General features: G+C 66.8%; 12 protein-coding genes and 2 riboswitches. Of the genes, 3 read left to right on the top strand and 9 right to left on the bottom strand.

The features are described 5' to 3' along the window. Positions 1–78: 78 nt before the first annotated feature. Genes AC1X6S_RS04580 through AC1X6S_RS04550 form a run of 7 tightly spaced genes read right to left on the bottom strand, consistent with a single transcriptional unit; the run spans position 79 to position 6,528 of the window. Positions 79–588, bottom strand: a complete 510-nt coding sequence (locus AC1X6S_RS04580) for a GNAT family N-acetyltransferase (RefSeq protein WP_483404597.1) — start codon at positions 586–588, stop codon at positions 79–81. A gap of 23 nt (positions 589–611) precedes the next feature. Continuing rightward, a complete protein-coding gene (locus AC1X6S_RS04575) occupies positions 612–860 on the bottom strand; it encodes a hypothetical protein (protein WP_483404596.1) in 249 nt (82 codons plus the stop codon). 30 nt (positions 861–890) lie between these two features. Then, a complete protein-coding gene (locus AC1X6S_RS04570; protein WP_483404595.1) occupies positions 891–2,069 on the bottom strand; it encodes a cysteine desulfurase family protein in 1,179 nt (392 codons plus the stop codon). Further along, complete coding sequence (gene nadC / locus AC1X6S_RS04565) at positions 2,053–2,928, bottom strand: carboxylating nicotinate-nucleotide diphosphorylase (RefSeq protein WP_483404594.1); 876 nt, start codon at positions 2,926–2,928, stop codon at positions 2,053–2,055. The genes AC1X6S_RS04570 and nadC overlap by 17 nt, the downstream gene beginning before the upstream one ends. Beyond that, entirely contained in the window at positions 2,922–4,520 is a 1,599-nt protein-coding gene (nadB, locus tag AC1X6S_RS04560) for an L-aspartate oxidase (RefSeq protein ID WP_483404593.1), read from the bottom strand. Before nadB ends, nadC begins: the two co-directional genes overlap by 7 nt. Positions 4,521–4,522: 2 nt before the next feature. Further along, positions 4,523–5,821, bottom strand: a complete 1,299-nt coding sequence (gene nadA, locus AC1X6S_RS04555; protein WP_483404592.1) for a quinolinate synthase NadA — start codon at positions 5,819–5,821, stop codon at positions 4,523–4,525. Next, the gene (locus AC1X6S_RS04550) at positions 5,818–6,528 is read right to left on the bottom strand and encodes an NUDIX hydrolase (protein WP_483404591.1); all 711 of its coding nucleotides are present in this window, start codon (positions 6,526–6,528) and stop codon (positions 5,818–5,820) included. The genes nadA and AC1X6S_RS04550 overlap by 4 nt, the downstream gene beginning before the upstream one ends. 162 nt (positions 6,529–6,690) lie before the next feature. After that, positions 6,691–6,779: riboswitch (glycine riboswitch) on the top strand. Between the two features lies 1 nt (position 6,780). After that, a riboswitch (glycine riboswitch) is annotated at positions 6,781–6,883 on the top strand. A gap of 69 nt (positions 6,884–6,952) precedes the next feature. Between AC1X6S_RS04550 and gcvT the strand changes: the two genes are divergently transcribed. The 3 genes from gcvT to gcvP are packed head-to-tail and all read left to right on the top strand — an operon-like array spanning position 6,953 to position 11,313. Beyond that, positions 6,953–8,074: a glycine cleavage system aminomethyltransferase GcvT gene (gcvT, locus tag AC1X6S_RS04545; protein WP_483404590.1), complete on the top strand. Its 1,122-nt coding sequence runs from the start codon at positions 6,953–6,955 to the stop codon at positions 8,072–8,074. 3 nt (positions 8,075–8,077) lie between these two features. Next, positions 8,078–8,452, top strand: a complete 375-nt coding sequence (gene gcvH, locus AC1X6S_RS04540; RefSeq protein WP_483404589.1) for a glycine cleavage system protein GcvH — start codon at positions 8,078–8,080, stop codon at positions 8,450–8,452. Then, positions 8,452–11,313 (top strand): aminomethyl-transferring glycine dehydrogenase, encoded by a 2,862-nt coding sequence (gene gcvP, locus AC1X6S_RS04535; protein WP_483404588.1) that lies wholly within the window; start codon positions 8,452–8,454, stop codon positions 11,311–11,313. Before gcvH ends, gcvP begins: the two co-directional genes overlap by 1 nt. 859 nt (positions 11,314–12,172) lie before the next feature. Here gcvP and AC1X6S_RS04530 read toward each other — a convergent pair. Further along, entirely contained in the window at positions 12,173–13,756 is a 1,584-nt protein-coding gene (locus tag AC1X6S_RS04530) for a solute symporter family protein (protein WP_483404587.1), read from the bottom strand. Next, positions 13,753–14,103 (bottom strand): DUF485 domain-containing protein, encoded by a 351-nt coding sequence (locus tag AC1X6S_RS04525; RefSeq protein WP_483404586.1) that lies wholly within the window; start codon positions 14,101–14,103, stop codon positions 13,753–13,755. Before AC1X6S_RS04525 ends, AC1X6S_RS04530 begins: the two co-directional genes overlap by 4 nt. Positions 14,104–14,201: the final 98 nt, after the last annotated feature.

The raw sequence follows: 14,201 nt of genomic DNA, 5'->3' as shown, positions 1-14,201 counted from the left end.
CGGCGCGATCGATGACGCTCAAGGGCTTGCATTTGACGGCAGCACCCGTATTCGGGCGCTCGACAACCTCAGCCGGACTCAGTCGACCTGGTACTTGAAACCGCGATGAGACCCGACAAATCCAAGCCGCTCATAGAACCGGTGGGCGTCGGTTCTCGCGTTGTCGGAAGTGAGCTGAACGAGCCCGGCACCGAGTGCGGGAGCCGCGGTACCGGTCACCCATCGCATCATGGCGCCGCCAACACCGCTCGAGCGAGACCCGCTTCCGACCCGCACCGCCTCGACCAGCAACCGGGTTGCACCGCGCCTGGCCATGCCGGGCACCCTGGTGAGCTGCATGGTCGCGATGACAGTGTCGTCCGAAGCGACGGCAACGATGACCTCGTTCGAGGAATCATCGATCAACTCGCCGAGTGCGCCCGCGTACGTGGCGGCATCCGTTTCGTCGGCTCGATCTCCGCGTCCCGCGCTGATCGGATCGTCAGCGAGGAGAGCCATCAATGCTCCCAGGTCTTCCCGCGTCGCGCGGCGAAGGGTTACCGGCAGGCCGGTATCGAGGGCGGCGGGGAGAGGCAGTTTCGCGAGCACCCGCTCAGTGTCCCACGAGGGGACTAGAAGTCGCCGGAATCCGAGTCGATGGCCTTCGGGTAGATGCGCCCCGGCGGCTTCCGCGGTGCCGAGCGCTGTGCCCGGCTCTCACGGTAGGGCTGACCATCGGTCGGGTTCGCCGCCGGCAGCCAGTTCTTGAGGATGGCGAGCTCGGGAGCCACGATCTCCTCGTTGCTGAGGTCGTAGTTCTCGTCGACCGGACGAGCCTTCTTTTTGCCGAATCTCCGACCCGGCTCCTGTGGCTTCTCCATGGCCTCACCGTACGCTCCGGCCCACCCTTGTCAAGAGACCCTCGGCGATTCCACGGCTGCCACCGAGCCAGCTCCGATGCGCGTGACCGATCGAACGGATGCCGCCACAGCGTGCGCCACCTCCTCGACCTGCCCGGCCGTGATCGATGCCGGAAACGTGAAGCGCACCGCGGTGTGCGCGACCTCTGCCGATACTCCAAGCGCTGTCAGGACGTGCGACGGTTCGTCGCTGCCCGCGGCGCACGCCGAACCACTCGATGACACGAACCCGTGCCGTTCCAGTTCGAGAAGCACCGCCTCTCCGCTGGTGCCGGGGAAGCAGAACGACGCGTGGCCGGGCAGGCGTTGCACGGGGTGCCCCGTCGGCACAGCAGTAGGGACGAGTGCGCGAACGCGGGACGTGAACTCCGTGCGCAGCGCTGTCAGCCGCGCGGCGGCATCCGTTCTCTCACCCTCGGCCAGTTCGAGAGCCGTCGCGAGCCCGACGGCACCCGCCACATTCTCGGTGCCCGAGCGCCTCGCCCGCTCCTGGCCACCACCGTGGACAAGCGGCTCGATGGGCAGCCGACCTCGCAGGGTCACCACGCCGACGCCTTTCGGCGCGCCGATTTTGTGACCGGAGAGCGACAGCGCATCCACGCCGAGGGCGGGAACTGACAGGTCGAGCCAGCCCGCAGCCTGAACGGCATCCGTGTGAAACGGGATGCCTCGGGTCGCGGCGACGGCACTGAGCGCCGCGATGTCCTGGATCGTGCCGATCTCGTTATTGGCGTACATCACCGAGACGAGTGTCGTGTCGTCGCGCAACACGCCATCGAGCGCCTCGGGCGTCACGATGCCGTCGGGGGAGAGCGGCGCGAATGACACAGTGAAGCCGTGCAGTCGACGGAGGTAATCCGCCGATTCGAGTACGGCGTCATGTTCGATCGCCGTCGTGACGAGATGCCTGCCGCGCGGGTTGCCGAGCGCGATGCCCTTGACCGCGAGGTTGTCGGCCTCGGTCCCGCCGGAGGTGAACACGACCTCGCTCGCACGGACGCCGAGAACCGCCGCGACCCGGCTTCGCGCATCGGCGAGCGCCATTGCCGCGCGCTCGCCGACGGTGTGCACACTGGATGGGTTGCCAAACTCGGCGGTGAGGTACGGCCACATGGCCTCGAGTACCTCCCGGCGCACCGGTGTCGTCGCCGCGTTATCGAGGTACAGCATCGGGATCCGCCGAGAGTGCGACGTCGAGGCCAAGATCGAGCGAACGGATGCTGTGGGTCAGCGCCCCCGACGAGATCACGTCGACCCCGGTGCGGGCGATCTCACCCACGGTGTCGATGGTCACGTTGCCCGACGCCTCGATGATCGCGCGACCGGCAACGAGTGCGACACCCTCCCGCAGCTCGTCGAGGCTGAAGTTGTCGAGCATGATCGTGTCGACACCGGCCGCGAGCACCGGTTCGATCTGGTCGATCCGGTCCACCTCCACCTCGAGGTGGGTCGTGTGCGACAAGCGGGAACGAACGTCGAGGAGCGCATCGGTGACGGAGATGCCGCCCGCAGTGAGAACCGCGAGGTGATTGTCCTTCGCCATCACGGCGTCGGAGAGTGAGAAGCGATGGTTGAAACCACCGCCCGAGCGGACAGCGTGGCGCTCGAACACGCGGAGGCCGGGCGTCGTTTTCCGAGTGTCGACGATGCGCGCCTTCGTGCCGGCAACCTGTTCGACGTACCGTGCCGTCTGCGTCGCGATTCCTGACATCCGTTGCACGAAGTTGAGGGCGATGCGCTCGGCCTGCAGCACGCCGCGCGCGGGACCGGTGACGGATGCCAGGACGTCGCCCGCCTCGAACGGCTCGCCATCGGCCAGCAGCAGGTCGGCGGCGATGGCGGGCTCGGTGAGGCGAAACGCCGCCGCGAACACGGCACCGCCGCTGAACACCCCGGGCTCTCGGGCGACAAGCCGCGCTGTCGCCGATGCCGACGCCGGGATGAGCGTCTCGCTCGTGAGGTCGCCCCACGGGGCGTCCTCGTCGAGGGCGAGCGCGACGACACGGTCGATGTGTTGCTGGGTCAGCACGGGAGGGCCTCTCGGGAGTGTTCGGAAACTGGAGAACGGGTCGTAGCGGCATCCGTCAGCAGGATGGGCGCGGCCTGGCCGGGGTCGGTGGCCGGACAGTCGGTGCGGGTATGGGCCCCGCGGGACTCGGTGCGAGCCAGCGCAGCGGTGACGAGCGCTCGACCGAGGGCGAGCAGGTTGCGGTCTTCGAGGTCATGCTCGGTGACATTCGGGAGGTCGAGCATGCTCCAGCCCTCGAGGATCTGCGAGGCTAGCTCGAGACCGGCGGTCGACCGGTTCAGCCCGGCGCTCGCCCACAGCAGCTGTTGCATGGCGCTCCGGGAGAACGGCGGCACCTCGCCGGGAGCGCCATCGGCCGGCGAGCCCGTGTCGACTCGTGGGCGCAGCCCGGACGTCGATCGCACTTCGTCGAAGTGCGCGGCGAGGGAGAGGTCGCCTGTTACCGCTGACGCCGCCCGACGTCCGAACACCGCACCCTCGAGCAGAGAGTTCGACGCCAGGCGGTTCGCGCCGTGAACACCGGTGCGGGCAACCTCGCCGATGGCGAACAGGCCGGGGATCGACGTGCGGCCGTCGAGGTCGGTGGCGATGCCGCCCATCCAGTAGTGGGCGGCGGGCGCTACGGGAACGGACTCGCGAGACCAGTCGATGCCGGCGGCTCGCACGGCGGCATTGATGCCGGGGAACCGTGCCGCCAGGTAGTCGGCACCGAGCGCCGTCGCATCCAGCTCGACCGGTCGGCCTTCCTGTCGTGCCATCGTCGCGGCGATGCCCCTCGCGACGACATCACGCGGGGCGAGCTCGGCGGCGGGGTGGATGCCCGGCATGAACCGGGTGCCTGTCGCATCGCGGAGTACCGCCCCGTCACCTCGCACCGCCTCTGAGATGAGGAAGTTGGCCGCCGTGACGAGGGTCGTCGGGTGGAACTGGTAGAACTCGAGGTCCGCGAGCACGGCACCGGCCCGAAGCGCGGCGGCCGCTCCGTCACCCGTGGCACCCGACGGGTTGGTCGTGTATGGGTACAGCTGGCCGGCGCCGCCCGTCGCCAGGAGCACCGCGTCGGCGTCGAGCCGGAACCGGTCGCCGTCGGCATCCTGCAGGTCGACGCCGCTGACCCGGCCGTCCTCCAGCACGAGGTCGCGGAGGAAGGCGCGCTCGAGCACGGTGACGGAGCTGGCCCTAAGGCGATCGACGAGAGCCGCTTCAATCACGGCACCTGTGGCGTCACCGCCGGCGTGCAGGACCCGCGGGTAGGAGTGGGCGGCCTCCCGGCCCTTCGCGAGCTCGCCCTCGTGCCTGTCGAACGCCACCCCGAGCGCGACGAGTTCACGAATGCGCGCGGGGCCTTCCGAGCAGAGCACGGCGACGGCTTCCGCGTCGCACAGTCCCGCTCCCGCAGCCAGGGTGTCGGCAATGTGTGCGTTTACGCTGTCGTCGTCGAACATCACGCCCGCGATGCCGCCCTGGGCGAAGCGGGTATTGCTCATACCCAGAGCACCCTTGGTGATCAGGGTGACGGAGTGTTCGGCGCTCGCCGTGAGCGCGGCAGTGAGGCCGGCGATTCCGGACCCGACGACGATCACCCGCTTCACGATCAGCCTCCCGTGTGCGCTGGAGGCTTCGCCGCGAGCATCCGCTCGAGGGCGAGGCGAGCGGGTTCGGCGACGTCGTCCGACACGGTGATCCGGTTGAGCACGACCCCCTCGAGGAGCGAGTCGAGGACCCACGCGAGGTAGCCCGGGTGGATGCGGTACATCGTCGAGCAGGGGCAGACGACCGGGTCGAGGCAGAAGATCGTGTGCTCGGGGTGTTCAGCTGCAAGCCGCTGCACCAGGTTGATCTCCGTGCCGATCGCGAACGTGGAACCGGGGGGTGCCGCCTCGATCGCCTTGCGGATGTAGTCGGTCGAGCCGTATTCGTCGGCCGCGTCGACAACGGGCATCGGGCACTCCGGGTGCACGATCACGCGAACACCGGCGTGCTCGACGCGGGCCCGTTCGATCTGCTCGACGGTGAACCGCTTGTGCACCGAGCAGAAGCCGTGCCAGAGGATGACCTGGGCAGCCTGGAGCGCGAGCGCGTCGTTGCCGCCGAACGGCTTGTTCGGGTTCCACATCGGCATCCGCTCGAGCGGAACGCCCATCGCCTTTGCCGTGTTGCGCCCGAGGTGCTGGTCGGGGAAGAACAGCACGCGCTGGCCGCGTTCGAACGCCCACTCGAGCACGGTTTCCGCGTTCGAGGAGGTGCAGACGATACCGCCGTTGCGGCCACAGAATCCCTTGAGCGCAGCCGAGGAATTCATGTAGGTGACGGGGATCACGGGGACTCGCCCCGAGGCATCCGGCTCGGTGCCGTAGAGCTCGGTGAGCTCCTCCCAGCATTCCTCAACCTGGTCGATGTTCGCCATGTCGGCCATCGAGCAGCCGGCGGCGAGGTTGGGCAGGATGACCGACTGTGTCGGGGTCGACAGCAGGTCAGCCGTCTCGGCCATGAAGTGCACGCCGCAGAACACGATCGCCTCTGCGTCCGTACGGGCCTTCGCCGCGTTCGCGAGCTGGAACGAGTCGCCGACGTAGTCGGCGTACGCGACGACCTCGTCGCGCTGGTAGAAGTGGCCGAGAATGACGAGCTTCGACCCCAGCGTCTCTTTGGCCGAACGGATGCGACGGTCCAGCTCCTCGGTGGATGCCTCGCGGTAGAACGCGGCAAGCTCACCCTGGCGCGGTGAACCGACCGGAATCAGGTCACCCATCGATGAACCCGGACCATAACCCGGCGGCCGGGAGTCGAACAGCCAGGGTTTCTGGACGAGGTCGGGGCTGCACGCGGCGCCGGGCGCAGTTCCGGCGGCGATCTCGATGAGCGTGCTGTCGACCGAGGCGGTGAGGGTCATGATGCTCCCTGTGAGCGGTCGGTACGCGAGCGGCCGAGGGGCCCGTTGGTCTCCACTGTTGCCGCGTATCGATAGAGGCGGGCGGGGCGATGCCGGCCTCCTGTCCGAAGCTGCTCGGTCGGCACCACCTGCCCGGAGCCTTCGATCTGGCGCCGGAAGTTGGCCGCGTCAAGTGACTTCTGCAGCACGGCCTCGTGGACCTCGCGCAGTTCGGACAGGGTGAAGGTGTCGCCGAGGAAGGCGGAGGCGATGTGGCTGTACTCGAGCTTGTTGCGGAGCCGCCACAGCGCGTACTCCACGATGAGGCTGTGGTCGAAGGCGAGCTCGGGCACCGAATCAGCCTCGAACCAGCGAACGTTCTCGGTCTCGACGGCGATGTCGGCCTCATCGGAACGCACCAGGGCCCAGTAGACGATTGAGACGACGCGCTCGCCGGGGGAGCGGTCTGTGTTGCCGAACGCGTAGAGCTGCTCGAGGTACTGCGGGGTCAGCAGCGTCGTCTCAGCGAGGGTGCGTGCCGCGGACTCCGCCAGGTCCTCGTCGGGTTCAAGAGGTCCGCCCGGGAGAGCCCACATACCGACGAACGGATCACGGATGCGCCGCACGAGGGGGAGCCATACGGTCATGCGGCCATCGACCGGTGATGGCCGAAGCGCGAAGATCACCGTCGAAACGGCGACATGGAGGGGCGCTGCGTGTGCGGCCATCACGAATCCTTCCAGTTAAAGTCACCATGACTATAACTAGACCCATCTTAGTGTCAACATGACCCGAACTGAAGAAAAATATCCCGCCAGATTTTCTCTGGGATGCCGAGCACTCTGAGTGCGCCTCACTGTAGGCTGGGCGAAAATCGAATATCGGGCCGCACACGCGATGCGGGAGAGCCGGGCTTGCCCGGCACCGAAGGAGCAAGCCTCCCTGCCAATCTCTCAGGTCTCTGTACCGCATCGAACTGGCCACTCTGGAAAGTGAACGCCTGGCGTTCCGCCGACGGTGAAAGCCGCCAGCCGTGATCGACGGCTGCGCGAGCGAAACTCTCAGGCCCATGACAGAGAGGGAGTTCCTCAGGCACCTTGAGTGCCGCAGCCGCTTTTTGCGATCGTCGCCCCGGCGACACCTGGAGAACTCGTGTCAGACCCCGCACCAGAACGCACCAGCCCGCTCGCCGCGGTCCATTCCGAGCTCGGAGCGAGCTTCACCGATTTCGCCGGCTGGCAGATGCCGGTGCGCTACACCAGCGATCTCGCGGAGCACGCGGCGGTCCGGAACGCCGCAGGCATCTTCGATCTCTCTCACATGGCCGAGATCCTCGTGTACGGACGGGATGCCGGCCGATTCCTCGACTTCGCCCTCGCCGGACGGCTGTCGTCGATCGACGTCCTGCAGGCGAAGTACAGCCTCCTGCTCACCGAGGCAGGCGGCATCCTCGACGACGTCGTGGTTTACCGGCTCGGTGACACGACGTATCTCGTTGTGGCCAACGCGGGCAACCGGGATGCCGCTGCCGCCGCCCTGTCGGAGCGGGCGTCCGGGTTCGACGTCACCGTCGACGACCAGAGCGACGACTACGCGTTGATCGCCGTCCAGGGCCCGAACTCGCGGATGATCCTCGAGCAGACGACAGGCTTCAGTGAGCTCGGTGTCCCTCTCGATGAACTCCGCTACTACCGGGCGACCGACGGGTTTTTCAATGGCGTTCCGCTCGTCATCGCGCGGACCGGCTACACCGGCGAGGACGGGTTCGAGCTTTACCTCAGGGCCGACGCGGCCGTGCTGCTGTGGCGCGCTCTCGAAGAAGCGGGCGAAGCACACGGGCTCGTCCCTGCCGGGCTCGCGAGCCGCGACACGTTGCGCCTGGAAGCGGGGATGCCGCTGTACGGCCACGAACTCGGCACTGAGACGTTCCCCGTACAGGCCGCTCTCGGCCGGGTGGTCGCACTCTCCAAAGAGGGCGACTTCGTCGGTCGGGCGGCTGTCGAGGCCGGGCCGGCGGACGACGCCCGTGTGCTCGTCGGGCTGACCGCGGCGGGCAGGCGTGCCGGTCGTGCCGGCTACCCGGTGGTTTCCGGCGATTCCGTGGTCGGAACCGTAACGAGCGGTGCGCTGTCACCGACGCTGGGGCATCCGATCATGATGGCGTACGTGGACCCGGCCGCGTCGACGCCCGGCACCGAACTCGCCGTCGACGTTCGAGGCACACGAATTCCCGCAACTGTCACCACACTGCCGTTCTATCGGAGAGAGAAGTAAGCCATGTCGGACAAGACCACACTGAAGTACACCCCGGAACACGAATGGCTCGAGATCGACGGTGACATTGCGACCGTCGGCATCACTGACTTCGCCGCAGACAAGCTCGGCGATGTCGTCTTCGTCGAACTCCCCGCCGTCGACAGCACGCTCGCGTCGGGAACCGTCGTCGGCGAGATCGAGTCGACCAAGTCGGTCGGCGAGCTCTTCGCGCCGGTCAACGGTTCGGTGGTCGACGCGAACGCCGCCGTCATCGACGACCCCGCACTCGTCAACAGCGATCCGTTCGGCGACGGCTGGCTCATCCGGGTGCGTTTCACCGAGCTGCCGTCGAACCTGCTCAGCTGGGACGAGTACTCAGCGCTGGTCGGTGAGTGATGCGCGAGCTGTTCTCTGAGCGTCACATCGGAACGGATGCCGCTGCGCAGGCGAGCATGCTGGCATCCGTCGGCTACGACACCGTCGACGCGCTCGTCGAGGCGGCACTGCCGGAGTCCATCCACGTCGCCGACCTGGCGAGTTCGTCGATCCCCGCCGCGGCCACGGAACGCGAAGCGCTCGCCGAACTGCGCGAGCTCGCCGACTCGAATACGGTGCGGACCTCGATGATCGGGCTCGGTTACTACGGCACTCTCACGCCGGCCGTGATCAAGCGCAATGTGCTCGAGAATCCGTCCTGGTACACGGCGTACACGCCGTACCAGCCGGAGATTTCGCAGGGCCGACTCGAAGCTCTGATCAACTTCCAGACCATGGTCACCGACCTCACCGGCCTCGACACCGCCAACGCGTCGATGCTCGACGAGGGGACCGCTGTCGTCGAGGGCATGCTGCTCGCGCGGCGGGCCTCGACGTTCACCTCGACGGTGTTCGTGGTCGACGCCGATGCCTTCCCGCAGACCAAGGCTCTCCTCGCGAGCCGGGCCGAGGCGGTCGGCATCGACCTCGTCGAGCTCGACCTTGCCGGTGGAGCGGAGCTGCCCGAGACGGCATTCGGCGTTTTCGTGCAGTACCCGGGTGCATCAGGACGTGTGTGGAACCCGGCATCCGTTCTCGCATCGATCAGGGAGAAGGGTGGCCTCTCCGTCGTCGCGGCCGACCTGCTCGCGCTCGCGCTGCTCACCTCTCCCGGTGAACTCGGTGCGGACATCGCGGTGGGCACCACCCAGCGCTTCGGCGTGCCGATGGGCTTTGGCGGCCCGCACGCGGGCTACATGGCTGTGCGCAAGGGGCTCGAACGGCAGCTGCCGGGTCGGCTCGTCGGCGTCAGCCAGGATGCCGCCGGTCACCCGGCCTACCGGCTCACGCTGCAGACGCGCGAACAGCACATCCGCCGTGAGAAGGCGACGTCGAACATCTGCACGGCACAGGTGCTCCTCGCCGTGATGGCCTCGATGTACGCCGTCTATCACGGGCCGGTCGGCATCCGTCGGATCGCCGCAGAGACCGCTCGTCGGGCGGACGCCCTCGCCGCGGTTCTCACGAGCTACGGCCTCACGCTCGCGAGCGAGTCGTTCTTCGACACGCTGCGTGTGCACGTGCCAGGCGAGGCTGCGACGATCATCGAGCGCGCTCGTGAGCTCGGCATCAACCTGCACCTCGTCGATGACGCAACTGTGGGGATCTCGGTCGATGAGACGACGACGGATGCCGATCTCCGGGCTGTCGTCGTCGCGTTCGGGTTCTCTCGTGACGAGCGCATTACCGCTCCGGGTGACGCCGAGTCCACGCGGCTGCCGGGGGAGCTGCGGCGCTCGAGTGAGTACCTCACCCACCCGGTGTTCAACACTCACCACTCCGAGACCGCCATGATGCGGTACCTCAAGCAGCTGGCCGACCGCGACTACGCGCTCGACCGCGGCATGATCCCGCTCGGTTCGTGCACGATGAAGCTCAACGCCGCGACCGAGATGGAGGCCATCACCTGGCCCGAATTCGCGAGCTTGCACCCGTTCGCCCCCGAGGCGGACGTGCTCGGCTACCTTGGCCTGATCGAACAGCTCGAGAGCTGGCTGGCCGAGGTCACCGGCTACGACTCCGTGTCGCTCCAGCCGAACGCGGGCAGCCAGGGCGAGCTGGCCGGGCTCCTCGCCATCCGCGCCTACCACCGGGCGAACGGTGATCTGAACCGCACCACCTGCCTGATTCCGTCCAGCGCACACGGCACGAACGCGGCATCCGCGGTGCTAGTCGGCATGAAGGTCGTCGTCGTTGCCTGCGACGACATGGGCAACGTCGACCTCGACGACCTGCGGGCGAAGGTCGAGGAGCACACCGACGACCTCGCCGCGCTCATGATCACGTACCCGTCGACGCACGGCGTGTACGAGCACGAGATCACCGCGATCACCCAGGCCGTGCACGACGCCGGCGGCCAGGTCTACGTCGACGGCGCCAACCTCAACGCGCTGCTCGGATACGCCAGGTTCGGCGACTTCGGCGGCGACGTTTCGCACCTCAACCTGCACAAGACGTTCTGCATCCCGCACGGTGGTGGCGGACCCGGTGTCGGTCCCGTCGCGGCGAAGGCGCACCTCGCGCCGTTCCTGCCAGGCCACCCGATGGCGCAGCGCGACGACCACGGTGCATACACCCACGCCGGTGGGCCGGTCTCGGCGGCGCCGTACGGCAGCCCGAGCATCCTTCCGATCTCGTGGGCATACGTCCGCATGATGGGCGCAGAGGGGCTCAAGCAGGCGACAGGCGCAGCCGTCCTCGCGGCGAACTACATCGCCGTGCGCCTCCGAGAGCACTTCCCGGTGCTCTACACCGGAGACAACGGACTGGTCGCGCACGAGTGCATCCTCGACCTGCGTCCACTCCGCGAGGCAACAGGTGTGACCGTCGACGACGTCGCCAAGCGACTCATCGACTACGGCTTCCACGCGCCGACGATGTCGTTCCCGGTCGCCGGCACCCTCATGGTTGAACCGACCGAGAGCGAAGACCTCACCGAAATCGACCGGTTCATCGACGCGATGATCGCGATCAAGACCGAAGCGGATGCCGTCGGCGCGGGAACGTGGCCGGCAAACGACAACCCTCTCGTGCACGCGCCGCACACGGCGCAGTCGGTCATCGAGGGGGAGTGGGAGCACGCCTACTCCCGCGAGCAGGCGGTCTACCCGGTGAAGTCGCTCGTGCGGACCAAGTACTGGCCGCCCGTGCGTCGCGTCGACAACGCGTACGGCGACCGCAACCTCGTCTGCGCCTGCCCGCCACCCGAGGCGTTCGAGTAGCAGCACGCGGCGCAGGCAATCGCACGGATAGCAGGACGATCTCTCAACTTTCGTCCTGATAACCGTGCGATTTCCTGTTAATCGGGTCATGGGTAACGGGGCTTGCGAGCCCCGGGCAAGCGGGCGGGGTGAGCATTTTCTCCTCAGCTCAAACAACGGGAGGAAGGCGCGGGGCGCTGGGTGCGGCTCGGATCGACACCGCGTTCTTGCCCCGCCCCTTCCTCCCATAACTCGGCACCCCGAAAACGCTCACCCCGCCCGCCCAGGTACCCCGAAAAGCTCACCCCGCCCGCCCGCCCGCCCGCCCAGACAAGGACAAAAGCCCCAGACAAGGACCAGGTCTCGGCTTTCGTCCTTGTCTGGGCGCTATTTCCTTATCTCAGGGTCTCGCCCCGGGCCGCGGGCGGGGTGGGCATTTTCTCCTCAGCTCAAACAATGGGAGGAAGGGACGGGGCCATGGGTGTGACTCGGATTGACACCGCGTTCTTGCCCCGCCCCTTCCTCCCATAACTCGGCACCCCGAAAACGCTCACCCCGCCCGCCCAGACAAGGACAAAAGCCCCAGACAAGGACCAAGTGTCAGCTTTCGTCCTTGTCTGGGCGCTATTTCCTTATCTCGGGCGGGAGGGGGTCCGGGCGGGGAGGATGTTTTCGGGGTGCGAGTTATGACGACGAACGCCCCCGGAGTGCCCGGCCCTGAACGCCAAGACGAGCGAACCCGCAACCACCGAGATGGTTGCGGGTCGCCGTTTCGTTGAGAGATTTCCTTGGCAGGGGCTGCCGCCGTTCGTGAGGCTTCGCCTCACGGAGCTGAGGAGAAAACATTCTCCCCGCCCTCAACCCGAGTCGGGCTACCGACCTAGTGCGACGATGCCTTCTCCGCACCGTGTCCGGTGAGAGAGCGCACCTCCATCTCGGCTGCGATCCGCGGGTCTTCCTTGACCTTCGAGGTGACCGTACCCAGCCAGCCCAGCAGGAAGCCGAGCGGGATCGACACGATTCCCGGGTTGTTCAGCGGGAACCAGGAGAAGTCCACGTCCTTGAACATCGAGGTCTCCGCGCCCGAAATGACCGGCGAGAAGATGATCAGGATCAACGCCGATGCGAGCCCGCCGTACATGCTCCACAGCGCACCACGGGTGGTGAACTTACGCCAGAACAGCGAGTACAGGATGGTGGGCAGGTTCGCGCTCGCCGCGATGGCGAACGCGAGGGCGACCAGGAACGCGATGTTCTGTCCCTGAACGCCGATTCCGCCGGCGATGGCCAGCAGACCGATTGCCACGACGGTGATCCGAGCCACCTTCACCTCGCCGTTCGGGGGAACGGCACCCTTCTTGATCACGTTCGCGTACACGTCGTGAGCGAACGACGTTGCCGCGGTGATGGTGAGCCCCGCGACGACGGCGAGGATCGTCGCGAAAGCAACGGCGGAGATGATGCCGAGCAGAATCGACCCGCCCAGCTCGAACGCGAGCAGCGGTGCAGCCGAGTTCACTCCACCGGGGGCGGCGAGGATCCGCTCCGCGCCAACGAGGTACGCGGCGCCGTAGCCGAGCACGAGGGTGAACAGGTAGAACAGGCCGATGAGCCAGATGGCCCACACCACACTGCGACGGGCTTCCTTCGCCGTTGGCACCGTGTAGAACCGCATCAGCACGTGGGGGAGTCCAGCGGTACCGAGCACGAGCGCGAGCGCGAGCGACACGAAGTCGAGGCGAGACGTTCCGGTCGCGCCGTACTGGGCGCCCGGGTTGAGGATGTCCTCGCCCGCGACGGCGACCGCCTGCCCAAGGAGGGCTGACAGGTTGAAGCCGTTGAGCGCGAGCACCCAGACGGTCATCACTCCAGCGCCGGCGATGAGGAGCACAGCCTTGATGATCTGCACCCAGGTGGTTCCCTTCATGCCGCCGATGAGCACGTAGGCGATCATGATGATGCCGACGACGGCGATGACAACGGACTGGCCGAGTCGATCGTTGACACCGAGGAGCAGCGACACGAGTCCACCGGCGCCCGCCATCTGCGCGAGCAGGTAGAAGAAGCACACGGCAAGCGTCGCGGTCGCTGCCGCGAGCCGGACCGGGCGTTCCTTCAGGCGGAAGGAGAGGACATCCGCCATCGTGAACTTGCCCGTGTTCCGAAGGAGCTCAGCGACGAGGAGGAGGGCAACGAGCCACGCCACCAGGAAGCCGATGGAGTAAAGGAAGCCGTCATAACCGTTGACGGCGATGGCGCCGCAGATGCCGAGGAACGACGCAGCGGACAGGTAGTCGCCCGCGATTGCCGTTCCGTTCTGACCGCCGCTGAATGAACGTCCGGCGGCATAGAAGTCGTTCGCCGTCTTGTTCGAGCGCGATGCCCGGATGACGATGATGAGCGTCACGACGACGAACGCCGCGAAGATGGAGATGTTCAGGATCGGATCACCAACAGTTTTCATGCTCGCTCAGCCTCCTCGAGCTCGTTGCGGAATTTCTCTGCGGCCGGGTCGAGTTTGCGGTTGGCAAACGAGACATACCAGGTGGTGATCGCGAAGGTCGTCACGAACTGGCTGAGTCCGAGGATCAGACCGATGTTGATGTTTCCGATGACCTTCGTCGCCATGAACTCGTGCGCGTAGTCCGCCAGCAGAACGTAGGCGAAGTACCAGAGTAGAAACGCAGCGGCCAGGGGGAAGACGAAGCTCCTGTGCGTGCGTTTGTGAGCGATGAAGTCCGGTGACTCTTCTATCGCGATGTAGTCGATAGCCGTTCCTGGGGTGTGGGTACCCGTGTCGTCGTGTGGCATGGTCCTCCTCAAGTTCGCGCATCGTCGCGCGGCGCACCACCCTGTGCGCTGGGGACACACTAGTGGTTTGTTGTGTGGCCAAACAAGAGGTGAGATCG

The organism is Mycetocola sp. Y442, assembly GCF_056898615.1.
This window is presented reverse-complemented; position numbering and strand designations above follow the sequence as displayed.

Excerpts from the sequence above, each read along its gene's own strand:
- AC1X6S_RS04525 (WP_483404586.1), bottom strand. The coding sequence starts at position 14,103 with ATGCCACACGACGACACGGGTACCCACACCCCAGGAACGGCTATCGAC.
- AC1X6S_RS04575 (WP_483404596.1), bottom strand. The coding sequence starts at position 860 with ATGGAGAAGCCACAGGAGCCGGGTCGGAGATTCGGCAAAAAGAAGGCT.
- AC1X6S_RS04550 (WP_483404591.1), bottom strand. The coding sequence starts at position 6,528 with ATGGCCGCACACGCAGCGCCCCTCCATGTCGCCGTTTCGACGGTGATC.
- gcvH (WP_483404589.1), top strand. The coding sequence starts at position 8,078 with ATGTCGGACAAGACCACACTGAAGTACACCCCGGAACACGAATGGCTC.
- AC1X6S_RS04570 (WP_483404595.1), bottom strand. The coding sequence starts at position 2,069 with ATGCTGTACCTCGATAACGCGGCGACGACACCGGTGCGCCGGGAGGTA.
- nadA (WP_483404592.1), bottom strand. The coding sequence starts at position 5,821 with ATGACCCTCACCGCCTCGGTCGACAGCACGCTCATCGAGATCGCCGCC.
- gcvP (WP_483404588.1), top strand. The coding sequence starts at position 8,452 with ATGCGCGAGCTGTTCTCTGAGCGTCACATCGGAACGGATGCCGCTGCG.
- AC1X6S_RS04530 (WP_483404587.1), bottom strand. The coding sequence starts at position 13,756 with ATGAAAACTGTTGGTGATCCGATCCTGAACATCTCCATCTTCGCGGCG.